Source organism: Aeromonas hydrophila subsp. hydrophila ATCC 7966, from assembly GCF_000014805.1.
In the GTDB taxonomy this organism is placed as follows: domain Bacteria; phylum Pseudomonadota; class Gammaproteobacteria; order Enterobacterales; family Aeromonadaceae; genus Aeromonas; species Aeromonas hydrophila.
Genome location: NC_008570.1, coordinates 1569016 through 1592715, shown reverse-complemented (window position 1 = coordinate 1592715; position 23700 = coordinate 1569016). Strand labels below are relative to the sequence as shown.

Sequence of the window (23700 nt, the reverse complement as noted above, 5' to 3'; positions counted from 1 at the left end):
GTCCTGTGGCCCGCTCAGCGCAGGCTGTTGATCAACAAGTTGAGGGTGGGAGCGATGATCAGCACCAGCATGGGCAGCATGATGAGTGCCATCTGGATGAGGGTGATCTTGCCCGGCAAGGAGCCTGCCTGCTCCTCCAGCGCCAGCCGGCGCATCTGGCGCGCCTCCTGGCTGATGGTGCGCATGGTCTCGGCCAGCGGCGAACCGTATTGCTGGGCCATCTGCAGGGTATTGGCGAGACGATCCAGTTCGGGCAGGCCGGTGCGCCAGGCGAGTCGAGCCAGACAACCGGCCTGATCGCCGCGCATCTGGATCTCCGCATGGGTGCGCAAAAACTGGCGGGCCAGGCCAGGCTCCAGCGCCCCCAGATAGTGACCGACCCGCAGCAGGGCCCGATCGAGGGCCAGTCCCGCCTCGACGCTGATCACCAGCAGATCGATGGCATCGGGCACCACCTTCTGCTGCGCCGCTTTCACCTTGCGGGCGCGCCATTGCAGCCAGCGCTCGGGCACCCCGGCCCCCACCACATAGGCCACCAGCACCCACATCAGGGTGAAGCCGTCGGCGGGCGCCGCCAGCAGACGCCACAGCAAGACCGCCATAGCCCCTCCCAGCCCGCCCAACAGCTTGGCCGCCCTGAGCCGGTCAAAGCCATGGCGGGAGAAGATCCCCGCCTGCGCCAGCAGCTGCTGCAAGCGGGCCTGCTCCCGGGCACCGACCGGGTAACCACGACCGCACCAGGACAGCCAGTCCCGCGCCACCTCCCTGCCTTGACGAGGCGGGCCATAGCGACGGCTCTGGGCCAACCACTGCTGCTGCTGCCGGTAACCATGCCAGCCGGCAAACGCGGCCAGCGCGAAACAGCTCAGCGCCAATCCAAAAAGTTGCATGACCGTCATGGGCTACCCCTGCAGACGCGTGAGGCGACGGATGAGCCAGAGCCCGACCGCCACGCTGATGGAGACATAGCCCAGCACCCACTGGCCGCTGGTCGTGGTCATCAGATAGGTGAAGTGCTCCCGCCCTGTGGTGAACAGCACCAGCAGTATGATGACGGGGAGCGCTGCCAGTACCTTGGCGGCATTGCGGCTCTCGGCCGTGATGGTCTGGATGCTGGCCGCCAGGGTCTGGCGGGCACGCAGAGTCTCCACCAGTTGCGCCAGCACCTCGGAGAGGCGGCCTCCTGTCTCCTGCTGCAGGCTGAGCACTATGGTCAGAAACTGGAACTCGGCCACCGCGACCCGGCCAGCCGCCTGCTGCATCACCTGCGCCACCGGCTGGCCGACCTGCAACTCGTCGTGCATCTGGGCAAACAGCCGAGACATCAAACCGCGCTGCTGGCGGGCCACCAGCAGGAAGATATCCGCCAGCGGCGCCCCCACCCGCAGCGCCCGTATCATGCCGTCGATCACCTCGGGCAACCGGGTTCGAAACTGCTCCAGCGCCCGCTGTTGCAGTTGCTGATAGAGCACCAGCCCAAGAGCCAGAGCCCCCCCTGCCGCCAACAACACCGCCAGCCAGAGCGGCATGCCATTGGCCGCCAGCAAGACGCAGGTCAGGGCCGCCCCTGCCGGGCCCTGCCAGGTCCAGCGGGTCAGCTGCTCCTGGCCCACCATGGTCACCATCTGCTGATGCCAGTGGGGCCGTGGCCTTGCCCTCTTCTGTTGCGCGGGTTGATGGCCATAACGTTGACACTGCTGCTGCCAGGCATCGCATCGGCTCTGCCATTGCCAGAGCAGCAGACAGGCCAGCCCCCAGCAGAGGCACACCAGAATGAGCGTGTTCATGAGACTGGCTCCCCGTCGCCCGCCATGCAGGATTGCAGCTCGCTCAGCAAGCCGGCCTGACGGGCTTTCTCTGCTACTGCGGCCGAGAGAGGGTAGACGCTGAAGCGCCCCTGCAGCTTGCCGTGCAGCTCGGACTCCAGCACGAAGCGAAACAGCGGCCGCATCCGGATTTGTCCTTCTGCCAGTTCGGTGATCTCGCTGATGGCGGTGATGCGGCGCTGACCGTCACGCATCCGTTCCAGTTGCACCACCAGATCCACTGCGCTGGCGATCTGGGCCTGGATGATCTGCTCAGAGAGCCGCTCAGCCCCCATCTGCAACATGTTGGTCAGACGCAGCAGCGCATCTTCAGGGGTGTTGGCGTGCAGGGTGCAGAGTGAGCCGTCATGGCCCGTGTTCATCGCCTGCAACATGTCAAACGCCTCGGCACCGCGCACCTCCCCCAGAATGATCCGGTCCGGCCTCATCCGCAGGGCGTTGCGCACCAGGGCGCGAACACTCACCTCCCCCTTGCCCTCGGCACTCTCGTTGCGGGTCTCCAGCGGCACCCAGTGAGGCTGTTCGAGGGAGAGCTCGGCGGCATCCTCTATGGTGATGATCCGCTCGTCGTCATTGATGTGCTTGCTCAGGGCGTTGAGCAAGGTGGTTTTGCCCGAGCCCGTCCCCCCCGAGATGAGCACATTGAAGCGGCTGCGCGCCGCCAGCCCCAGAAAACGGGCCATGGCATCGGACAGGGCCCCCTTCTCCACCAGATGGGCCAGGGTCAGACGGGCGCTGGGAAATTTGCGAATGGAGATGGTGGTGCCGCACAGAGCGATGGGGGGGGCAATGACGTTGACCCGGCTGCCATCGGCCAGCCGGGCATCCACCATGGGGGTGGACTCATCCACCCGCCGCCCCACCGCATTGACGATCCGCTGCGCCACGTTGAACACATGCTGGCGGTCACGAAAACGCACGCCCGACAGGGTCAGCTTGCCGTGCCGCTCCACATAGACCTGGTCCGGGCCATTGACCAGAATGTCCGATACCTCGGGATCATCGAGCAGGGGTTGCAGCGGCCCCACCCCCACCATCTCGTCCACCAGCTGGCGGGCGAGCTGAGTCAGCTCCTGGCGGTTGTAGGGCAGCATGCGACGGGCCGAGAGCTGTGCGAGGGCACTGGCCACCCGCTCCAGCAGCGCGGCGCGCGGCAAGGTCGCCGCCACCGAGGGTTCGACCAGCTCGTAGAAAGCCTCCCGCGCGGCATCAGACAGGGTGAGCAGTGCCCCTGACACCGACGGCTGTCGGCTATTGGCTTGTCCAAACATCAGCGCCTCCCGCCCCGGGCTCGTCCCGCGACCTGAGCTCCCACCAGCTCGGCGGCCAGTGACGTGAGGGCGCGAGCCAGCTTGCTCTTTTGCTGGATCAACGGCTGCCCGGCTCGCTCGGCGCGCACGAAGGCGCCATGATCGTAGGGCAGCACGGCGGCGTGGGGCTGACCACAGACACGCTCAAGCGCCTGCGCCGGTACCCGACCCTCCTTGCCACGACAGTTGTTGCCCACCAGCAGACGGCGCTGGGCCGGCCCGCCTTGCGGGAATTGCCCCAGCAGCCGCAGCGCCCCCAGACTGAAATCGTGCAGCCAGATCGCCACGTCAGCCTGCTGCAACAAGGCCTGCAGCGCATGACTGCGCAGATCCGGCACATCTATGATGAGGGTGCTGTAGTGCTCCGCCATCACATTGACCGCCGCCACCAGCTGTTCGGCACCGAGCACCAGCTGCTGCCCCTCGTCATAGAAGAGAAAGAGTCTGGGTCCAAGCTGATGGGCGGTATGCGCCAGCAGGGTACCATCGAGCCGCTCGGTCGCCTGCCACCACTGCTCGCCGGGAGGGGCATAGTCGCTGCCCAGCAGTATGGGGTGGCGACTGTGGTGAAGATTGAGATCCAGCAGCGCAACCTGGCGGTGATGCAGGTCGGCCAACGCCATGGCCAGGTTGGCGGCCACAGTGCTGGTGCCCACCCCGCCGGCGGCACCCACCACGCAGATCACCCGCCCCTTGCGCAACGAGGTGGCAAGGGGGACCCCCAGCAGACGCAACAGGCCGGTGCGCAGGGCATCGGGATCCAGCGGTGCCGGATAGTAATCATCCACCCCCACCGAAATCAGCCAGCGAAACAGGGTCACATCCCCCCGCTCCCCCAGCAGTACCAGCCGCATCTGGGGTGGACAACACTCGGCGAGGGCGGCCAGATCGGCCGCTAGCGTCTGCGGGTTCTCCACCTCCACCAGCAGAATATCGGGGGCCCCTTGCGTCAGGCAGTGGGCCCTGGCCTCCGCCAGGGAGCCCCGGACCTGCCGGGTTTCGACCTCGGTCAGCCGGGCCAGTACCTGGTCGACCCCGGCACTCAGAGCAGGCTGGCGGGTGACGGCCACCAGCTGTTTGACTTGTTCACTCATTCACTACTCCCCCGTCGTCTGCTGTTTCTTGGCCGATTTGGCCTTGCCCTGATAGAGGCGCTGCACGGCGCCGGCATCGAGGGCACTGCCACTGCCGTCATAGCGGGCGCCGCGGGCCCAGTGTTCGACATGGCTCTGGGCGCGGTACTGGTTGCGCAGCACCAGGCAGGCGCTGGGGGATGGCGGGGAGACCCCCAGGGCATAGCGGCAGGTCTCGGGTTGCAGGGTGGCGTCAAGTTCGACCTCATACTCTTGCCGGGCCGCCGGAATGAAGGTGAGGCGGGTCTCCAGCGCCAGCCACAGGGCCAGCTGCTGGCGCAGCGCCTCCGCTGTCGGCTCATGGCTCCCGGGTTGCGGGCCCGTGATCCGCAGGTGCAGGGAGCCGGATTCCAGCCTGTTGGCCAGCGGGGCTAGCTGCCATTGCAGCCGTTGTTGCAGTTGCGACGGGGCAACCCGGAACTGCAGCCGATCCGTGAGCGGGGCTGCGGGGGGATGAGTGGTACAGGCCAGCAGCGGTAACGCCAGGGCCAGCAGCAGTGTCTCTTTTAACATGGTCACTTCCCTCAGTAGCTGTAGCCATAGTTGCCGAACAGGCGGGTAGCTTGTGCGCCCGGTCGCTCGGTTGAGCCCATGTCGGTGAAGAACAGCCGCTCGAACCGGCTCGGCGCCCGATAGTGATCCAGCGGTGTCGACAGGGAGAGGGGATCGCTGGTGGGCTGCACCAGTCGGGCGGTGGCGATGATCACCAGCTCGCTCTCCTGGTTCTTGAAGCCGTTGCTGCCAAAGAAGGGGGCCAGCCCGGGGATCTCGCCAAGGAAAGGCAGGGCCTCGCTGCTCTGGTTGCGATGGGTTCGCACCAGACCGGCCAGGGCGAAACTCTGCCCATCCGCCAGCTCTATGGTGGTGGTGGTACGACGGGTTTCTATGCCTGGCACCACCACCCCGGCGATGGAGACGCTGTTCTCCCGGCTCAGGGTCGACACCTCGGGTGACACCGTCAGGCTGATGCGGTTGTTGTCGAGCAAAGTGGGAGTCAGCTCCAGCGAGATGCCGAACTTCTTGAACTCGATCTCCGGGCCGTTGTCCCCATTGCCTACCGGAAAGGGGAACTCGCCGCCGGACATGAAGGTGGCGGCTTCACCGGATTTTGCGGTCAGGTTCGGCTCTGCCAGCACATTGACCAGACTGTTCTCCACCAGCGCATCTATGATGGCGTTGATGTAGACCACATCCTTCTTGCCTCCCCAACTGCCCCGTTCGGCAGGTTTGGGGAAGCGGTTACCCGGCGAGACCCCCAGTTGCAGATACTCCCCCATGGCACTCCAGCGCAATCCCAGCTGTTCGCTGGTCGTACGCTGCATCTCGACGATGCGTACCGATATGTTGATCTGATCCGATCCCGCCAGACGCAACTGGTTGATGACGTGAGCATATTGCCCGCTGCCGCCACCGGCGACCGCGGCCCCCTCATCCTGGCTACCAGTCTGGGGCGGGACGGGGGCTGTCGTGCCCAGGGCACTCCCCTGCGGCTGGATACCCTTGGCGAACCCCTCCACCATGGTCAGGATCTCGTGGGCCTGCAGCGGACTGGTCACCTCCCCCGCCACCACTATGGCGCCGCCAGACTCGCTGAAGCTGAGTCGGCTTTGGGGAAAATGCTGCCTGGCCAGCTGCTTGAGGGGGGCGAGATCCGCCACCACCTGTACCCGGTAGTGACCCAGAGTGCGGCCATCCAGGGCCGTCACCACCAGATCGGTGCGGCCAACCTTGCGGCCATAGATCAGCAATTGCTGATCGGAGGGGCTGTGTACCCGTACCAACTCGGAGTTGGCGACGAAGGCATCCAGCACGGGTTCATCGAAATTGAGCAGGGTGGACTGCTCTGGGGTGAGAGTCAGGCTCTCGGCCGCCACTGCCCATAACGGCAGCAGGGCGAGCACCATGGCGAGTGTTCGCAACATCGTGTCCTTTCTGAGTTGATTAAGGTTGGCGGTTACGGTCGTTGCCGTCGCCATAGCTGATCCGGACGCCGTGACCAGGCAGGGCCCTCGGGTTCTGGCCACGGGCCACCTGTTCGGCCCATATCAGGCTCCCTGCTGGCAGGGTCACGGCCTCACTGCCCGTCGGGGCGGCCTGGGCCGAGCGCAGCACCAGGGCCAGCTCCCCGAGCCGATGAGCCAGCAACAATCGGGCCGCCGCGCTCGGGGCCAGCTCGAAGGTCACGGCGACCTGATCGAAGTTGTCCTGCGCCGCCACTGTGCCGTTGAGTGCTGCGATATCGGTGACCTGGGCATCGATGGCCAGCAGCTTGATGTCGGTCAGGATGATCTCTGCCGACTGCTTGCTGGTCACCTCGGCCCCCTGCGCATTGCGCTGGTGGGTATGCTTGCTGGTGAGGATCACATCCACCCGGTTGCCGGGCCGGATCAGGCCATGACTGGCCGCCTCCCGTCCCAGCGCCAGGGTCACGGCCCGCATGCCGGGGGCCATCATGGCGGAGAGATAATGGCTCTGCTCGGGGCGCACCAGATCATCGGCCGAGACGATCTGGCCCGCCTCCAGCGTGCGGGTGACCAGACTGCCCTTGAGCGCCTTGGTATCGGTAAACCCGAACAGGAAGAGCCCGGGCAGGTTCATCTCCTCGGCGGCAGGCAGGGTTTGCCAGACCAGATCCTCGGGATGAATAAAGGCGCCGGCTTGTACCCGGTGAGCCGCCACCAGCACTTGGGCGAGGCGGGCCGAAGCGGCTGGCTCCGGCGCCTGTTCGCCCGGTGGCACAGCCGTCTGCGGCGCCGGTTCAACCGGCCAGAAGGCAGCCAGCATCGCCGCCAGCACCAGCAGTGCAGCGATAAGAGAGAAGAATTTCTTCATTGGGTGTGACTACATAAATAGAGGAGTGGTCAGACTCGCCGCCCACAGGATGGCGAATCCATAAGGCACAGTGACGGGGCCGGGAAATGGCCGCAAACGGGCATAAGCCAGACAAACCAGGCTGAGTACGCCGCCCGAGAGCGCCATCCAGAGCAGCAGCTCGGGCCAGCGTTCAGACGCGCCATACAGGCAGACCGCCAGCAACTTGCTGTCGCCGGCCCCGCACCAGCCCCTGTGATAGGCAAACAGTCCCAGCAGCAAGGTCAGCAGAGCCAGGCTCAGCGAGAGCAGATTGAACGGCAGCAACCAAAGTGCCCAGAGTGCCAGTAGCAGCACCGCCAGGTTCGGGGTCCGCCGTTCAAACAGGTCGCTGACCAGGCACCAGCACGCCATCAGGATGGCCAGCCATTGCCCGGGCGCCATCACTTGCCAGCGGCATCCATATTCAACCCGGCCACTATGGTGGTGAACTTCTCCTTCAAGGCCGTGATAAAGATCCCGTCCGATCCGAAAATGGCCAGGATCCCGGCCGCCAGCCCGGCTGCCAGAATGCCGTACTCGATCGCCGTGGCGCCGGTGTCATCCTTCAGATAATCCCCAAGGTAATCCCAAACTCGCATGTCCATTTTTAGTGTCCCTGTTTTTTATGCCTGAAATTAAACAGCGGAAACATCATATTGAGATCTTAAACGAGAATCAATATCATTATCATTTTTAGAAATAATTCGCAGAGTGAATTTGTCTTTTTGATAAATAAAACAGCAAATAAGTCTGCTTTATTGATGAAAATAGCAATAAATAGCTGACTTGCCTGATTAATAACCTAAATCACTATAATGGAGTCGATCTTGTTCAGGACAACGCGATCACTGTCCCTGGCCCTCTGCTGCCTGGCCTTGCTGGCATGCAAGGCCGAGCTGGGCACCCCGGGTCAGGAAGGAAATAACGGCAACAACAATGCCAACGGCAATAACGGCGGCAGTCAGACCACGCAGCCCACCACCACGGACCCCGCCACCTCGACACCCGATAAGGACACCGGGACCAACCATAACAACACAAATTCGGGGAGCGGTAGCGGCAACGCAGGCAACACAGGCAACACAGGCAACACAGGCAACACAGGCAACACAGGCAACACAGGCAACACAGGCAACACAGGCAACACAGGTACTGTGACCCCGCCCACATCTCCGGATCAACCGGACAAGGAGCCAGACCAGCCCCATCAACCCACCAGCCTGGATCTGGCGGGCACGCTGTCCGTCAGCCACCAGCAGGGGGCCCAATTCGCGATTCAGCTCTGCGCCGACAAGGTCTGTACGCCTGCCAATATCCGGGCCGACGGCAGCTTTGATTTAAAGCTCAAGCTGAGTCAGTGGCCGCAGGATAAACCACTGAGCCTGACCGCCAGCCACCGCCAGCAGAGTGCCTCCATCCTCAGCAGCCAACTGCCCTCGTTGAAGCAACTGCTCAGACAGGATCAGAATGGGGATGGCATCATTACCGAGCAGGAGGTACCCCACCTGCACCTTTCCCCCATGCTGCTGGCATACCAGAGCCTCACCACGGCACTGCAAAAACGGGAGGGCAAGCAGGATGTCACGGCTCTGCTGGTCAGCGATCCACACCTCAATCACGGCTTCGCTCGCGAACTGACCGCACTGCTGCAGCTCGTGCTGGATGGTGATATCCCACTGCCTGCCAGCGAGCTCACCAGGCTGGCCGGGCATGTGATCGCCCGCCAGCAGTCACTGCCGGGCAGCACACTGCAAGAAGGGCTGTTGCACTATGCCGCCCAGCAGGGGACGGCACTGCCTGTCGATACCGAGACCAAACTGGTCGCAGCCAGCAAGGCCATGGCGACCCTGGATACCCGATCCCCGGCCTATCAGTTGCTCACCACCTTCCATCCCCACCGCCAGCTGACCCTGCAGGGGATATTCCCTTCACGCCTTGCCGAGCCGACGATCACGGTGGAGATCGGCGCCAAGCCGAATCACGATGGCCTTAACCAGTACTACTTCAAACCGGAACGCCCCATCCGGCCACTGCGACTCCCCATCCGGGCCCAGGATGGCCAGATGCTTGACGGGCTCGCCGTCAAGCAAGGCAACCGGTACAGCCTCACCCTCACCTTGCCGGATCTCAACAACAGCTTCGCCACTTGCCAGCCAGGCAAGAGCGACACCAGCGACGACCTGATGCAGGACACCCTTACCCTGGTGGTACTGGATGGGCAGAGCGAGGTGGAGTTGCGATCCGTCCTGGGCTCCCTGTGCGAGCTGGTCAAGCAGGACAGCAACCGGGACGGCATCCTCACCGCCGGCGAATTCCCGCGCCTGCAGGTGGGTTATACCAGCACGGCTCAACAAGCCTTGCTGCTCAAAACCACCCTCAGTGCCGGTATGGGCTCATTCCTGGGCTGGCAAGCCTGGACCCTGGCGGAGCTGGATCAAAAACTCAAGGCGCTGCCGAGGCATCAGGTCGAGCTGCTGGCGGCCATGGTCGCCCTGCAAGCCGAGGGGGAGCTCTGGCAACAGCCCGTCAACCTGATCGAAGGCACGGATTTTCGCCAGCAACTGCTGAGCTGGCTGGAGATCAACATGGCCAATGAGTATTCCACCGTCTCCCGTGACAACCAGATACCAGATCTGTTCAAGCTGGAGACAGCTCTCGCCGACAACAGCGGGCTTGGCCCCCTGCTCAACAACCAGAGCGACAAAAACATCTCCCACATCATCAAGGCGGCGGCTGGCCTTATCCGCAACTCGGAGAGCGATGCCCCTCTCTATCCCGGCACCAGCACACCGGGCAGCTGGATCACCCCCTACCCCAACAGCCCCATCTCTGCGGTCTGTCAGCGCGAGGTACTGTCGGATCAGGTGATCGGGCTGGCCATTCTGGGCCAAGGCAAGGAACAGGATGACAGCCACTGGGTCACCCTCGGCTGGCAACCCCAGGAGGGGGCGAGTCAGTACCGGATTGGCTGGGGACGCACCCCGTTCGAGCATATTGAACACGCCGAGCAGCAAGCTAGCAGCCAGCAGACTCGCATTACCCTGAGCGGGCTCGCTCGCTATCAGGACTACCAGATAAGGGTGATGGGCGAAGGCGGTACTATCAGCGCCCCGCTGCACTATCGGGCGGGCCAGCTGCATGTGGCCGATACCCGCATCACCCACAGCATGGGAGACGATGACGGCAAGCGGGGGCGGGATCTCGACAACCGCTGCGATCCCCTGAGCGGCCAGGCCGTCAACAGCAATCAGGATGGGGTACTTGGCGCTCGCTACATCAAGCTGGACAGCCAGGGCCAACCTCTGCCTCGTCAGGATCTCTCCTACAAGCAGTTGCCCTTCGCCTGCGTGGCCGACGCCTTGAGCGGCCTGGTGTGGGAAACCAAGGTGCAGCACAAGGATGGGGAGTCCTCCCTGCACGATGACAAGAGCCTGTTTGCCTATGACGACATCCAGAGCGACAACGCCTTCAACGGCAGTTGCTATGACCCGCAAAGTGGCACCCTGGTCAGCGACAGAAGCCGTTGCAACCTGAAACGCCAGACCACGCTGGTCAATCGAAGCAAGCTATGTGGTCTTGGCAACTGGCGCGCCCCCAGCCAGCAGGAGTTCTACGGCATCATGACCCTGACCAAGGAGAACCCCATAGCACTCGACACCCGCTATTTCCCGCTCTATTCCGGCCTGGCATACACCTACGGCAAGTGGAATGAGCTGGAAGGCATCTTCTACGGCTTCTGGACGGCCGATGTCATGCCGGTGAGCCGCCCGGTCGGTACCTGGAACAAGGATGATGGCGGGCCGGATGCCTACAAGGTACGACCCAGCTCTGACCTCAGAGGCAGTATCGCCCGCCAGTATCAACCCCATTACGTCATGCTGGTCAGCGATGGCTTCAAGGTCACAGGAGAATAAGATGCACCGCTATTTCCCCCCCCTATTGTTGATCACCACCCTGTTGCCGCTCACCAGCCAGGCACGCGAATGTCTGCCTGGCTATCAGGACGACAACCGCCGCTTCGTCAGCGAACAGATCGACACGGCCGAGGGCAAGCTGAACGTGGTCAACGACAGATCCACCGGTCTGCAGTGGCTCTATTGTCCCTATGGTCAGCACGCCAGTGCCGATGGCACCGGCTGCGAAGGCACACCCACGTTTATTTCAACCCGCGCCAACGTTGAAGACAATCCCTTGATGGGCATTATCAAACAGGCCAACGACCGGCTTGGCATACCAGCACACCCCTGGCGGGCCCCCGACATCAAGGAGCTGTTTACCCTCTACAACAACCAGTGCCAGCCGGCCATTTATGCGGCACAAGGTTACCCTTCGACATCCCTCCAATCACAGATAGCGGCAGACAAGGAAACCCTGTGTGCTGACGCGGCGCCCAAGTGGGATGAGGTAACCAAACAGTGGATCGAGGCTCCCGATGATGTCAGAACTGCATGTCGCGCAGCTGAACAACAACTTTGGGCACTGACCAACATCGCCTTTGGTTCAGACAGCTCGGGGGGGGAAGGATACGACTTTCTGAACTTTGCCGGCAGCGGGGAAACCTTCAACGTTGGCGGAATAGGAATATCCAGCGTCATGCTGCGGCTGGTCCGCCCCATCCCAACCATAGAGGAGTGATCCCATCGGCCAGAGGGCCAGGCACCCTCTGGCTATTTTTTCCATGGCTTTTACTTCCGCCAAGGGAGTAGGTATGATTCGGCCAGCGTAAAAGACTTGAATGGATGATCTGAACTCGATATGCGGATGAAACACCTGATTGCCGCGGCCCTGACCGCCCTCACCCTGTCCGGTTGCAGCCTGGTCTATCGCATCGATATTCCTCAGGGCAACTATGTGGAACAAAAACAGGTCGACAAACTGCGCCAGGGCATGACCCGCGAGCAGGTCGAGTTCGTGCTGGGCTCCGCCATGCTGCGCGATGGCTTTGACCCGAACACCTGGTATTACCTCTATGAATTCCAGCCGGGGCGCGGCGAGAAAGAGCGCAAGGAGCTCACCCTGACCTTTGCCAACGACAGATTGGCTACGGTCACCGGCGACTTCCCGCTGCCAGCGGCGTTCCATACCCCGCTCTGATCCCATCCACAAAACCGGCCTCGCGCCGGTTTTGTTTTAGCGCCGCCAGCCACGGACAACCCGCTAGCAGAGGGCTGCCCTTCACCAGATGCGGACGTCAATTTCATCACACAGGGAGAGCAGCATGAGCCGGATCCTGATCGCCGGAGCCACCGGCCTCATCGGCCGCGAGCTGGTGCGACAACTGCCAGCAGAGCCCGAGCTAACCCTGCTCTGCCGCAAGCCCGGGCCGCCGCAACCCGCCCACCACTGGCTGCCAGTCAATTTCGATATGCTGGCCGAGGTGAATCTGCCCGAGCCGGTGGATCTCGCCTTCTGCTGTCTTGGCACCACCCGCAAGCAGGCCGGCTCGGCCGAGGCCTTTCGCCGGGTCGATCTTCACTATGTGCTGGCCTTTGCCGAGCTGGCCCGCCGCCACGGCTGCCAGCGGTTGGTGGTGGTCTCGAGCCTGGGGGCCAACCCGCACTCCCCTGCCCTTTATCCGCGTACCAAGGGGGAGATGGAGCAGGCTCTGCTCGCCCAGCCCTGGCCGCGACTCGCCATCGTGCGCCCCGCCATGTTGCTGGGAGACCGCCAGCCACCGCGCCGCTCGGAGCAGTTTTTCCAGGCCATCTACCCGTTGCTGAAGCCGCTGCTGGTTGGCAGGTTGCGCCGCTGGCGCGCCATCGAGGCCGGCCAGGTGGCCCGCGCCATGATCGCCCTCTCCCGCCAGCCCGCCGGCTGCGAAGTGGTTGAGAACGAGCGACTGCTCCAGCTGTAGCGAAGCGCCTCGACGTGGCGGGTAGATGACGGGATCAAAAAAGGCGCCAAGGCGCCTTTTTTATATGCGGTGTCGTGCCTGTGCTGGCACTTTTTATACGAAGTATCATGCCTGCCAATGCAGGCATTTAGTCAGACTGTTTGCGATTGGCATTGGGACGGCCACCCGTGACCACGTCGGCACGTCCCTCTTCCTTGGCCTTTTCCGCGCGCTTCTTGCGCATCTCCTTGGGATCGGCGATGAGCGGACGGTAGATCTCGATGCGATCGCCATCTTGCAGCAACTCGGAGCCCTTGACTGGTCGGCTGTAGATGCCGAACTTGTTGACCGTCAGATCGATCTCGGGGTGTTTTTGCACTATGCCGGATTGCTCGAGGGCGGCCAGCACCGAGGTCTGTGCAGGCACCCGCAGCCGCAGCACCGTCTGCCGCTCGGGCAGGGCGTAGACCACTTCGATGTTGAGTTGATCAGGCACCGTACACCACCTTGGCGCGGTTGGAGAAGGCGAGCACCATGGAGCTCACCAGATCGCGGAAGATCTGGCCGAAGGCCAGCTCGATGAGTTTGGAGGTGAACTCGAAGTCGAGATCGAACTCCACCTTGCAGGCATCCACGTCCAGCGGCGTGAAGGTCCACCAGCCCGCCAGCTTGCTGAAGGGTCCCTCCACCAGCTCCATCTTGATCTGCCGGTTGGCATCGAGCAGATTGCGGGTGGTAAAGGTCTTGGCAATCCCGGCCTTGGCCACATCGACCGAGGCCGTCATATAGTCATCGCCGGTTTCGTGGACACGGCTGCCGACACAACCGGGCAGGAACTCCGGATAAGCGTGAACATCATTGACCAGCCTGAACATCTGTTCGGCGCTGAACATCACCAGGGCACTGCGAGTAATACGGGGCATGGCTTTTCCTCATCCAATCGCCGCGATTTTATCATCATGTTTCATCTTGTGGAGGTAAAACCTCGGTCAAACTGCTCATAAAGCCATCAGTTGACCCGCTGCGCGTTTTACAGCCGCCCTTGCCCACGTATAATGCCCTCCTCCCAGTCATTGCCGGAAATCGCCCGTCATGAGCAAAAAAAACAGTAAAAACAAAGCCGGGTCCAACACCATTGCACTCAACAGAAGCGCGCGCCACGAATACTTCATCGAAGAGAAGATCGAGGCGGGTCTGTCCCTGCAAGGGTGGGAAGTCAAATCTCTGCGGGCGGGCAAGGCCAACATCAGCGAAGCCTATGTCATCTTCCGCGATGGTGAGGCCTACCTGTTCGGATCCAGCTTCCTGCCACTGCAAGCGGCTTCCAGCCATGTGGTGTGCGACCCGACCCGAACCCGCAAACTGCTGCTGAGCCGTCGTGAACTCGACAAGCTCGAGAGCCTGATTGCCCGCCAGGGTTACACCGTCGTTCCCCTCGCCCTCTACTGGAAACAGTGCTGGGTCAAGGTCGAGATCGGCCTGGTGAAGGGCAAGAAAGAGCACGACAAGCGCGAAGACACCAAGGCCCGCGAATGGGATCGGGAAAAAGCGCGCATCATGAAGAACAAGCACCGCGGTTGATAGTGCGCCGCCTGCCGGGCGCCGCCCAATAAACCAGCAATCGACCGGCCAAGGCCGGTCGATTGCCATCAACGCCTTGCCATGACAGGATTTTTGCGTACAATCGCTCTTAACAACTTGGGGCTGATTCTGGATTCGACAAGATTCACGAAACCCAAGGTGCATGCCGAGGTGCGGTAGGCCTCGTTAATAAACCGCAAAAAAATAGTCGCAAACGACGAAAACTACGCACTCGCAGCTTAATAACCTGCGCTGAGCCCTTCTACCCTAGCTTGCCTGTGTCCTAGGGAATCGGAAGGTCATCCTTCACAGGATCGTGTGGAAGTCCTGCTCGGGGCGGAAGCATTAAAACCAATCGAGCTAGTCAATTCGTGGCGTGTCTCTCCGCAGCGGGTTGGCGAATGTAAAGAGTGACTAAGCATGTAGTGCCAAGGATGTAGTAATTTTGGACGGGGGTTCAAATCCCCCCAGCTCCACCAAACGTTTGGAAAGGGCCACCTCGCAAGAGGTGGCCCTTTTTATATCCGGCATCCTGACACTTAGAAAAGATTCACGCCTACCAAGAAGGCAGGGAAATATCCAACCCAGGCACTATAACGTCAACAAACTCGTCAATGCCCCGCCACAACCGAGCCTGCTCGCGAACGGCCTGCTGATAGGCCCAGGTCACTATAGCGGTAGAACGTTCAGCATCCACCCCCACCAAAAGCCCGAGCTCGTCGGTGAGGAGTGTTCCGTGCGTCACAATATTCTGCTCATACCAGGCATCCCTGTGTTCTGGCGCTGCCAGGAAGTCTCGCTTGCTGCGATTGCAGTTGGCATGTGCCAGCACGAAGTTGTGACCCAGATCGAGAGGATAACGGCGCCAGGGGATGAAGTGATCCACCTCGCCAGCCCCCAGTATCGCCTTGCGGCAGTAAAAGCAGGTTCCCCCCTGCAACTCTCTCAGTACTTTCCCCACCCGTCCCAACCCCTGCCGACGTGAACCAAAGAGAAAATCTTCCAGCCCAACACTGGGGCCAATCAGCCCCTGATTGCCCTTTATGTCGCAGATAAGCTGCAGCCAATGCTGTCGGGAAAGGGAGACAACCAGATCGTAAAAGCGGTGAAGACAGTAGAGAATGCCGGGGTTAAGGCAAATGTGATCCACCCCCTTGTGATGAGGATAGAGGTGGCACACCTCCTGCCCTCCCAGGATCTGCAAACGCCATAACGGGCCTTCAATCAGGATACGCCGCACTCGGGCAATGAGAGGTCGCCAGGCAGAATGGCCCCGCAAAGCGGTCACCGAACTCACACCCTCTTCACGCAGCCGAGACAACTCTGTCAGCATGATTGCCTGACGTCCGCTGCTCTGCTTGAGCAAAGCAGCACTCTCTTCCGTTGCCGAGTAAGGTAGAGAGTGCTGCCAGTAGAGCTCAACAAATTTGGCTGCAAGCTCATCCAGCGTGATGGTACGGGCAGCTGCCAGTTCATGGCTATCGGCATTGCGCCCGATAGCGATATCTGCAATCCCGTGAAGCAAGGCGCACTTGTAAGTAGCCACAAAGTCGCCTTCGGTGAAAATACGCTGCAGATAAGTGATGAAAGCAAGTTGTTGCTCAGGGGAGGCGTGCATGTGTTCCCCCCAGGATCAGGCTCTGCCAACTTAACTCACCACGAGCCATGACATCCTGTTGTAGGGCCGAGGCATGGAGGATCGTCAGCCCCTCCTTCCGTGCCAGACACTCAACTTCCTCGAGGCTCACCGGGAACATAGCCCGCTCCCGCGCCTCCTGCTCCGATATGGAGAAGCGAAGGCTCAACACCAGATAACCCTGTGGCGACAGCAGCTCACCAAGACGAGCCAAGGCCAGCGGGCGATCCGCCAAAGACAAATGCATCCAGACCGCACTGAGCAGGATCAGATCAAAAGGGCCGATTACATGAGAGAGTGCTGGCATGGAATCATTGACCCACGTCACCGCTAGCGTGCGAGTATGGTGTTGACCCAACGCACTGAAGGCGTGGCAAGGTTCGACCGCCACCACATGGTGGCCGGGGTTAAGGCCAGCCAAAAAGGCTGTATCCCGTCCACTGCCCGCCCCTACGTCAAGCAATCTGCGTGGGGCCACCACCAGCCAGGGTTCCAGCAATGTGAGCCAATCACCATGAACGGCACGGGCAGGGATCTGTTGATAGCGGGCCGCCAGTTCGTGGGCATGATACTGGTAGTAAGCAAGAGACACGATGCGTTCCAATCGGGAAAGGAATAAAAATAATCTCACAGGATCAGTGAGTTGGCTATTCCTTCATATACAGAAGGGAGCTCAATCCCTCTCCCCCGCCTGCTGGCAGGCCCAGTCGATGAAGGCTTGCGCCTTGGGATTTTGGCAATTGGGCAGGGTGGCGATGTAGTAGCGCTGGGCGCAGCGCACCGCCATGTCCGGGAAGGGGGCCACCAGCTCGCGCCGTGCCAGCCGCTTGCTCACCAGGTTCTGGCGCCCCATGGCGATCCCGGCGTGGTTCATGGCGGCGATAATGGCGAGATCGGAGCGATCAAACCCCATGCTGGCCCTGCATGCCGCCAGCGAAACGCCGGACTGCTCGGCCCAGCTGGACCACTCGTCGCCGTCGGAGTCATGGCCCCAGGCTTGCCGATCATGGAGCAGGCGGCAGTGCGCCAGGTTGGCCGGGTTGCCGAGCAAGCCGTGCCGTTCGGCATACTCCGGGCTGCACACCGGCACCATGTACTCGTCCATCAGCGGATGGATGGCGAGCCGCGCAGGCGTCTTGTCATCGAAATAGAGGGTGAGATCGATGCCGTAACCATGCAGATTGATGTTCTCGTTGCCGGTCATGATGTTGAGCTCGATCTGGGGATGCAGGCGGGAGAAATCCGCCAGCCGAGGCACCAGCCAGCACTGGGCGATGGAGGGGCGCGAGTAGACGGTCAGGGTGCCCGACAGCTCCTGATGCCGGATCTCCAGGATCTCCTGGTTGATGAACTCCAGCGATGAGGTGAGCACCCAGAACACCCGCTGCCCCTCTGTCGTCAGCGCCACCTTGCGGTGAAAACGCTGGAACAGCTTGAAGCCGAGATCCTCCTCCAGGGCGCTTATCCGGTGGCTCACCGCACTCGGGCTGAGCGCCAGCTCGTCGGCGGCCAGCGCAAAGGAGCCGAGTCTGGCCGCCGCCTCAAAGGTGTGCAGCCTGGCCAGCTGATAGCCGTTGAGCAGCTTGTTTCCCGCGATGCGGCTTATGGCCACCTGATGATCCTGCTTATACATGACACCCCCATTGCCCCCTTCAACACGTGCGCCGATGATACCGAAAAAGTGCTCTCTTGCATCATCTCACGCCACCCAATGTCGCTCTCAGGCCAACATTGTGATGAATGTGGTGCTCTTGCATCAATCCAGCTCATCCAAGACGCTCATTTCATCATTTGTCACGGCCACCTCGTTGGCATTGAATAACGCCAAGCTTATTCCCATGCCGGGGTGCGTCGCGGCTATAGCAGCCTTGAGACGGCATCGGCCGTGACTGGCCGGCGCGCCCGAATTCCATTACGAGACCAAGCACACCATGAAACACATCGACGTATCGCAGCTCACCCAGCAGTTCCCGCTGCTGCAATCCCTGATCGCGCTGGAACCGGTCAGCTGGTTCAACCCCAAGGCCACCACCCTGGTGGAAGGTGTTCCCTATGTGGGGCTCGATGGCAGCGATGTGGCGGATGCCTCCGCCCGCCTGGCCCGCTTCGCCCCCTACCTGTGTGAAGCCTTCCCTGAGACCCGCGCCAGCAAGGGCATTCTCGAATCCGACATCGCTGCCATCCCGGCGATGCAGGCCACTCTCAACCAGCGTTACGGCGTTGAGGTCACCGGTCGATTGCTGCTGAAAAAAGACAGCCATCTGCCCATCTCGGGTTCCATCAAGGCGCGCGGCGGCATCTACGAGGTGCTGGCCCATGCCGAGCAGCTGGCCATCAAGGCCGGTCTGCTCTGCGAAGAGGACGACTATCGCAAACTGTTCACGGACGAGTTCCGCCACTTCTTCGGCCAGTACAGCATTGCGGTGGGCTCCACCGGCAACCTTGGCATGTCCATCGGCATCATGAGCGCCCGCCTCGGCTTTCGCGTCACCGTCCACATGTCGGCCGATGCGCGGGAGTGGAAGAAGCGCAAGTTGCGCAAACATGGCGCCATCGTGGTGGAATACGCCGAGGATTACGGGGTGGCGGTGGAGCAGGGACGCAAGGAGGCCGAGCGCGACCCCAACTGTTTCTTCATCGATGACGAGAACTCCCGCACCCTGTTCCTCGGCTACGCGGTGGCCGGTGAGCGGGTGAAAAAGCAGTTTGATGACATGGGGATTGTGGTGGACGCCGACCATCCGCTGTTTGTCTACCTGCCCTGCGGCGTCGGCGGCGGCCCAGGCGGGGTGGCCTTTGGCCTCAAGCTCGCGTTTGGGGACAACGTCCACTGCCTGTTCGCCGAGCCGACCCACTCCCCCTGCATGCTGCTCGGGGTGCACACCGGCTTGCACGATGCCATTGCGGTGCAGGATCTGGGCATCGACAACCTCACCGCGGCCGACGGCCTGGCGGTGGGGCGCGCCTCCGGCTTTGTCGGCCGCGCCATGGAGCGGCTGCTGGCAGGTTTCTACACCCTGAGCGATCAGGAGATGTATGACCTGCTCGGACTCTTGGCCCGTGCTGAGCAGATCAAGCTGGAGCCCTCTGCGCTGGCCGGCATGGCAGGTCCGTGGCGCGTCGCGGCCAACCTTGAGTGGCAGGCCAGCCAAGGGCTGAATGCAGCCAAGATGGTCCGGGCCACCCACCTGGTGTGGGCCACCGGCGGTGGCATGGTGCCCGCCGAGGAGATGGAAAACTACCTGGCCAGCGCCCACCGCTGATCTTTTTTTCAGCCATAAAACCCGCCAGACTGGCGGGTTTTTCTCGTGTGGGATCAGCAAGATGGCGCCCCTGCTCACCATCCCACACATCAGACTTCCAGACAGCTGGACACCTTGAATTGCCGACAATCCCCCCAAGCTGGTTATTTTGTGATACGATAGTGGCCGTTTTTTGACATCTGCACCCACGTTGACGCCCTGATCCGGCGAGATCGCGCCCCAATCCGTCGATCACAACCATCACGGGCATGCAGAAAAACCGTGGCCTGATGGCCCCGTCCGGCACAAAGCCTGGCGGCGGTCAGCAAGACACACGAGATAAGGAGATCGGGCAATGAAACAATATCAAAGCTGGCTGGGACAATATCTGATGAGTCGCCGCGATGGGGATCACGCCATGGCATCCGAACTCGCCAGCTCCATCTGCGAGTTCTGGCAGGCCCAGGGAGACGAGGCCGAGTTCAGCAAATGGCAGCAGATCTACCAGCAGCACGTGGAAAAGACCACCTGACCCATTGGGTGCCCCCCTCGGCACCCGCCCATCACCCATAAAAAAACCGGCGCTCATGGCGCCGGTTTTGCATTTCAGTGACCCGGATTACATCTGGTCGACCATGTCCTGGGCGAACTGGGAGCAGGAGCGCAGGGTGGCGCCTTCCATCAGACGCTCGAAGTCATAAGTGACGGTCTTGTTGCGGATCGCCGCTTCCATCCCCTTGATGATGAGATCGGCCGCTTCGGTCCAGCCCATGTGACGCAGCATCATCTCGGCGGAGAGGATGAGAGAGCCCGGGTTGACCTTGTCCTGACCGGCATATTTCGGCGCGGTGCCGTGGGTTGCTTCGAACAGGGCCACGCCGTCACCGATGTTGGCACCCGGTGCGATGCCGATGCCGCCCACCTGGGCCGCCAGCGCGTCGGAGATGTAGTCGCCGTTCAAGTTCATGCAGGCGATGACGTCATACTCGGCCGGGCGCAGCAGGATCTGTTGCAGGAAGGCGTCGGCAATGACGTCCTTGACCACGATGGTCTTGCCGGTTTTCGGGTTCTTGAAGGAGCACCAGGGGCCGCCGTCGATGAGCTGGGCATCGTACTCTTTCTGGGCCAGGGCGTAGCCCCAATCCTTGAAGGCACCTTCGGTGAACTTCATGATGTTGCCCTTGTGTACCAGGGTCACGGAGTCACGATCGTTGTCGATGGCATACTCGATGGCGGCACGGACCAGACGCTCGGTACCGGCCTTGGACATGGGCTTGATGCCGATGCCGCAGGTCTCGGGGAAGCGAATTTTCTTCACGCCCATCTCGTTTTGCAGGAAGGCGATCACCTTCTTGGCTTCGTCGCTGTCGGCTTTCCACTCGATGCCGGCGTAGATGTCTTCGGCGTTCTCGCGGAAGATCACCATGTCGGTCAGATCAGGACGCTTGACCGGGCTCGGGGTGCCCTCGTAGTAACGGACCGGACGCAGGCAGATGTAGAGATCCAGCTCCTGGCGCAGGGCAACGTTGAGGGAGCGAATACCGCCGCCGACCGGGGTGGTCAGCGGGCCCTTGATGGCCACGCAGTATTCACGAATGAAATCCAGGGTTTCGGCCGGCAGCCAGGCACCTTCGCCATAGACATGAGTCGACTTCTCGCCGGTGTAGATCTCCATCCAGGCGATCTTGCGCTCGCCTTTGTAGGCTTTCTCGACCGCGGCATTCACCACATTCAACATGGCCGGGGTCACGTCCACACCGATGCCATCCCCTTCGATAAACGGAATGATCGGATGGTTGGGAACCTGCAGCTTGCCGTTGGCATCGACTGTGATTTTTTGACCCTGGGTCGGGATAACTACTTTGCTTTCCATCGGCATCTCCTAACTTCCGTTTGTTATCAATCTGTAAGTTGCGCGCGGCCATCTTAAGCCCATCCATTTGCAGAATCAAATGGCGAGCACGCATGTCAGACCATAGTCGCGCACTGGATCACAATGCGTCCCTTCTGCCTGCTCCGGATCCGAAGCAGGCCCGCCGGCACCTGACTCGGACAGGCTCCAGCAGCATCCCTGCTTATCCCGCCAGCCCCTCGGCCTGCCCCTGCGGCTGGCTGAGTGCCCGGTACTGGGAGGGGGTCAGCCCGGTCTTCTGCTTGAACACCCGGCAAAAATAGTTCACATCGCTGTAACCACAGCGGCTGGCCACCTCTTCAAGGCGAAAGCGGTATTTCTTGAGCATGAACTTGGCCCGATCGATGCGCACCCAGCTGATGTAATCGGCCAGGCGCATGTGCCCCTGCTCGCGAAACAGGTGCGACAGGTGGCTGGCCGAGACGTTGAAGCGATGGGCGATCGAATCCCGGCTGATGGGGCGGTGAAAGTTCTCCTGGATATAGATGCAGATCCCGTGAAACAGCTCGGCCCCCCGCGGCCGCTCGAAGGTGGACTCGGCCAGCAGCTGACGCACGCTGGTGAGCAGCGCCTGCAGCAGGTGATTGTCGGTGGGGGAGCGAGCGGGATCCTCTGTCAGCACGTTGAGCGCCGCCAGTATGTGTTCGTTCACATGGCCGGCCCGGGCCATGATGCTGTGCTTTTGTACGTCAAAGAAGTCAGGGTCTTCCCGCCGCTTGCTCACCAGACTGAAGCCGAGCTGGCGCTTGCCGAACAGCAGGCTCAACACCGAGCAGTCGGTGGTCCAGAGCGGCTTGTTCCAGCCGTTGGGGGGGATGTAGAGCGCCTGCCCCGGGGCGATGCAGATCTCCTGGCAGCCCTGCTCCCTGTCCCAGATCTGGTTGCGATACTCGCCGCTGAACACCAGCTCGAGGCGGGGAAAGTTGACCTGATAGCTGAAACCGGGCGGTACCCCCTGATCCTGGGCAAACCAGATCTGGTCGAAGGGGGCCTGCTCGTGGAGGGCGCCATCGAGCAACTGGCTGAAGACAAGAGACATGCTGATCCTGATCAAGAGAGAGGCAAGCGGTTGCGGTGCCCGCGACCGCCCATGTTATAGTCCGGTCCACGGCAGCAATGCCACCCTTTTCTGCACCCGATTTTCTGCACACCAAATGAGGCATCCCTTATGAGCAGTCGCGATCTGCCCTCTTTTTTGTCAATGCAAAATCCGATTCAAGGCTACGACTGGGGCAGCCATGACGCCCTCACCACCCTGTTTGGCATCCCCAATCCGGCGGGCAAGCCCCAGGCCGAGCTCTGGATGGGTGCCCACCCCAATGGCTGCTCCGAGGTAGTACTGGCCGGGCAGGCGCAAAAGCTCTCGACCCTGATAGAGAACACCCCCGCCGCCGTGCTGGGCGAGGCCACCCAGGCCCGCTTCGGCAGCCTGCCGTTCCTGTTCAAGGTGCTGTGCGCCGAGAAGGCCCTCTCCATTCAGGTGCACCCGAGCAAGGCGCAGGCCGAAGCGGGCTTTGCCAAGGAAGAGGCCGCCGGCATTTCGTCCAAGGCAGCCAATCGCAACTACAAGGACCCGAACCACAAGCCCGAGCTGGTGTTTGCCCTCACCCCCTATCAGGCGATGAACGGCTTTCGCGCCATCCCGGCCATCCTGGCGCTGTTCGAGCGGATCAAGCTGTCCGCCCTTGCCGAGCTGGTTGCCGCCCTCGCCGCCAGCCAGAATGAAGCGGGTCTGCAGCACTTCTTCCACCAGTTGCTGGTGCTGGAAGGGGCGCGCAAGGAGGAGGCACTGGCGGGCCTGCTGGCCTATGCAGGTGAGCATCAGGATGAAGAGACCTTCGCTCTCATCACCAGCCTGGCCGCCCAGTACCCGGGGGATGTGGGGCTGTTCTCGCCGCTCTTGCTCAACGTGGTGACCCTGCAACCCGGTCAGGCAATGTATCTGGACGCCTGCACCCCGCACGCCTATGTGCGCGGCACTGGCCTTGAGATCATGGCCAACTCCGACAACGTGCTGCGCGCCGGGCTCACCCCCAAGTACATAGACGTGGCCGAGCTGTTGGCCTGCACCCGCTGCTTACCCAAGCCGGACGACCAGATCCTGCTTGCCCCCCGCATAGAAGGGGCGGTGCAGCACTTCGAGGTGCCGGTGCCGGACTTCACCTTCAGCGTCTATCCGGCGGGCGAGCACCAGCTCACCACCACCAGCGCCGAGATCCTGTTTGCCATCGACGAGGCCGTGATCCTCAAGCGCGATGACGACACCCTGCGTCTCGAGAAGGGTCAGTCCGCCTTTATCCCGGCCGCCACCGGCCGCTACCAGCTGCTGGCCGAGGGCCGGGTCGCCCGCGCCGGCAACCGCTGCTAAACCGGT

The 23700-nt window shown here is 61.9% G+C and carries 24 protein-coding genes and 1 other RNA gene; 9 read left to right on the top strand and 16 right to left on the bottom strand.

What is annotated here, in order from left to right; translation table 11 throughout:
• Positions 1-14: 14 nt before the first annotated feature.
• The 9 genes from flpH to AHA_RS07290 are packed head-to-tail and all read right to left on the bottom strand — an operon-like array spanning position 15 to position 7727.
• Positions 15-899, bottom strand: a complete 885-nt coding sequence (gene flpH, locus AHA_RS07330) for a Flp fimbrial biogenesis protein FlpH (RefSeq protein ID WP_011705358.1) — start codon at positions 897-899, stop codon at positions 15-17.
• A 3-nt stretch (positions 900-902) separates the two neighbouring features.
• The gene (flpG, locus tag AHA_RS07325) at positions 903-1787 is read right to left on the bottom strand and encodes a Flp fimbrial biogenesis protein FlpG (protein ID WP_011705357.1); all 885 of its coding nucleotides are present in this window, start codon (positions 1785-1787) and stop codon (positions 903-905) included.
• Positions 1784-3097, bottom strand: a complete 1314-nt coding sequence (locus AHA_RS07320; protein WP_011705356.1) for a CpaF family protein — start codon at positions 3095-3097, stop codon at positions 1784-1786. Before AHA_RS07320 ends, flpG begins: the two co-directional genes overlap by 4 nt.
• Entirely contained in the window at positions 3097-4230 is a 1134-nt protein-coding gene (locus AHA_RS07315; protein WP_011705355.1) for an AAA family ATPase, read from the bottom strand. Before AHA_RS07315 ends, AHA_RS07320 begins: the two co-directional genes overlap by 1 nt.
• A 3-nt stretch (positions 4231-4233) precedes the next feature.
• The gene (gene flpD, locus AHA_RS07310; RefSeq protein WP_011705354.1) at positions 4234-4782 is read right to left on the bottom strand and encodes a Flp fimbrial biogenesis protein FlpD; all 549 of its coding nucleotides are present in this window, start codon (positions 4780-4782) and stop codon (positions 4234-4236) included.
• Between the two features lie 11 nt (positions 4783-4793).
• Complete coding sequence (gene flpC, locus AHA_RS07305) at positions 4794-6191, bottom strand: type 4 pilus assembly secretin FlpC (protein ID WP_011705353.1); 1398 nt, start codon at positions 6189-6191, stop codon at positions 4794-4796.
• Between the two features lie 19 nt (positions 6192-6210).
• Positions 6211-7101 (bottom strand): Flp pilus assembly protein CpaB, encoded by an 891-nt coding sequence (gene cpaB / locus AHA_RS07300; RefSeq protein ID WP_011705352.1) that lies wholly within the window; start codon positions 7099-7101, stop codon positions 6211-6213.
• Between the two features lie 9 nt (positions 7102-7110).
• Positions 7111-7524: an A24 family peptidase gene (locus AHA_RS07295; protein ID WP_172583077.1), complete on the bottom strand. Its 414-nt coding sequence runs from the start codon at positions 7522-7524 to the stop codon at positions 7111-7113.
• Positions 7524-7727: a Flp family type IVb pilin gene (locus tag AHA_RS07290; protein ID WP_011705350.1), complete on the bottom strand. Its 204-nt coding sequence runs from the start codon at positions 7725-7727 to the stop codon at positions 7524-7526. The genes AHA_RS07295 and AHA_RS07290 overlap by 1 nt, the downstream gene beginning before the upstream one ends.
• A gap of 222 nt (positions 7728-7949) precedes the next feature.
• Between AHA_RS07290 and AHA_RS07285 the strand changes: the two genes are divergently transcribed.
• From AHA_RS07285 to AHA_RS07270, 4 genes are all read left to right on the top strand, one after another.
• Complete coding sequence (locus tag AHA_RS07285; RefSeq protein ID WP_011705349.1) at positions 7950-11036, top strand: DUF1566 domain-containing protein; 3087 nt, start codon at positions 7950-7952, stop codon at positions 11034-11036.
• Between the two features lies 1 nt (position 11037).
• On the top strand, positions 11038-11757 hold the full coding sequence (locus AHA_RS07280; protein ID WP_011705348.1) for a DUF1566 domain-containing protein: 720 nt from the start codon (positions 11038-11040) through the stop codon (positions 11755-11757).
• A 120-nt stretch (positions 11758-11877) separates the two neighbouring features.
• Entirely contained in the window at positions 11878-12216 is a 339-nt protein-coding gene (locus AHA_RS07275; RefSeq protein WP_011705347.1) for an outer membrane protein assembly factor BamE, read from the top strand.
• Positions 12217-12340: 124 nt separating this feature from the next.
• A complete protein-coding gene (locus tag AHA_RS07270; RefSeq protein ID WP_011705346.1) occupies positions 12341-12976 on the top strand; it encodes an NAD(P)H-binding protein in 636 nt (211 codons plus the stop codon).
• A 127-nt stretch (positions 12977-13103) separates the two neighbouring features.
• Here AHA_RS07270 and AHA_RS07265 read toward each other — a convergent pair whose 3' ends face one another.
• Together AHA_RS07265 and AHA_RS07260 are read right to left on the bottom strand one after the other, a co-directional pair.
• On the bottom strand, positions 13104-13451 hold the full coding sequence (locus tag AHA_RS07265) for an RnfH family protein (RefSeq protein ID WP_011705345.1): 348 nt from the start codon (positions 13449-13451) through the stop codon (positions 13104-13106).
• Positions 13444-13878: an SRPBCC family protein gene (locus tag AHA_RS07260; protein WP_011705344.1), complete on the bottom strand. Its 435-nt coding sequence runs from the start codon at positions 13876-13878 to the stop codon at positions 13444-13446. Before AHA_RS07260 ends, AHA_RS07265 begins: the two co-directional genes overlap by 8 nt.
• A 169-nt stretch (positions 13879-14047) precedes the next feature.
• On the opposite strand from AHA_RS07260, the gene smpB reads away from it, so the two are divergent.
• Entirely contained in the window at positions 14048-14536 is a 489-nt protein-coding gene (smpB, locus tag AHA_RS07255) for an SsrA-binding protein SmpB (protein WP_011705343.1), read from the top strand.
• 119 nt (positions 14537-14655) lie between these two features.
• Positions 14656-15015, top strand: a transfer-messenger RNA (tmRNA) gene (ssrA, locus tag AHA_RS07250).
• Between the two features lie 77 nt (positions 15016-15092).
• On the opposite strand, the gene AHA_RS07245 is transcribed toward ssrA, so the two are convergent.
• From AHA_RS07245 to dsdC, 3 genes are read right to left on the bottom strand one after another with little or no spacing between them, the layout of a single operon-like run.
• The gene (locus AHA_RS07245) at positions 15093-16154 is read right to left on the bottom strand and encodes an HNH endonuclease (protein WP_011705342.1); all 1062 of its coding nucleotides are present in this window, start codon (positions 16152-16154) and stop codon (positions 15093-15095) included.
• Positions 16138-16803, bottom strand: coding sequence for a class I SAM-dependent methyltransferase (locus tag AHA_RS07240; protein ID WP_011705341.1), 666 nt, complete (start codon positions 16801-16803; stop codon positions 16138-16140). Before AHA_RS07240 ends, AHA_RS07245 begins: the two co-directional genes overlap by 17 nt.
• A gap of 42 nt (positions 16804-16845) precedes the next feature.
• Complete coding sequence (gene dsdC / locus AHA_RS07235) at positions 16846-17805, bottom strand: DNA-binding transcriptional regulator DsdC (RefSeq protein WP_011705340.1); 960 nt, start codon at positions 17803-17805, stop codon at positions 16846-16848.
• A 298-nt stretch (positions 17806-18103) separates the two neighbouring features.
• Between dsdC and AHA_RS07230 the strand changes: the two genes are divergently transcribed.
• Positions 18104-19435 (top strand): D-serine ammonia-lyase, encoded by a 1332-nt coding sequence (locus tag AHA_RS07230; protein ID WP_011705339.1) that lies wholly within the window; start codon positions 18104-18106, stop codon positions 19433-19435.
• Positions 19436-19769: 334 nt separating this feature from the next.
• On the top strand, positions 19770-19946 hold the full coding sequence (locus AHA_RS21695) for a hypothetical protein (protein WP_011705338.1): 177 nt from the start codon (positions 19770-19772) through the stop codon (positions 19944-19946).
• Positions 19947-20033: 87 nt separating this feature from the next.
• Here AHA_RS21695 and icd read toward each other — a convergent pair whose 3' ends face one another.
• Together icd and AHA_RS07220 are read right to left on the bottom strand one after the other, a co-directional pair.
• Entirely contained in the window at positions 20034-21287 is a 1254-nt protein-coding gene (gene icd, locus AHA_RS07225; protein ID WP_011705337.1) for an NADP-dependent isocitrate dehydrogenase, read from the bottom strand.
• Positions 21288-21489: 202 nt separating this feature from the next.
• A complete protein-coding gene (locus AHA_RS07220) occupies positions 21490-22365 on the bottom strand; it encodes a helix-turn-helix transcriptional regulator (RefSeq protein WP_005298937.1) in 876 nt (291 codons plus the stop codon).
• Positions 22366-22494: 129 nt separating this feature from the next.
• Between AHA_RS07220 and manA the strand changes: the two genes are divergently transcribed.
• Positions 22495-23694, top strand: coding sequence for a mannose-6-phosphate isomerase, class I (gene manA, locus AHA_RS07215; protein WP_011705335.1), 1200 nt, complete (start codon positions 22495-22497; stop codon positions 23692-23694).
• Positions 23695-23700 lie beyond the last annotated feature (6 nt).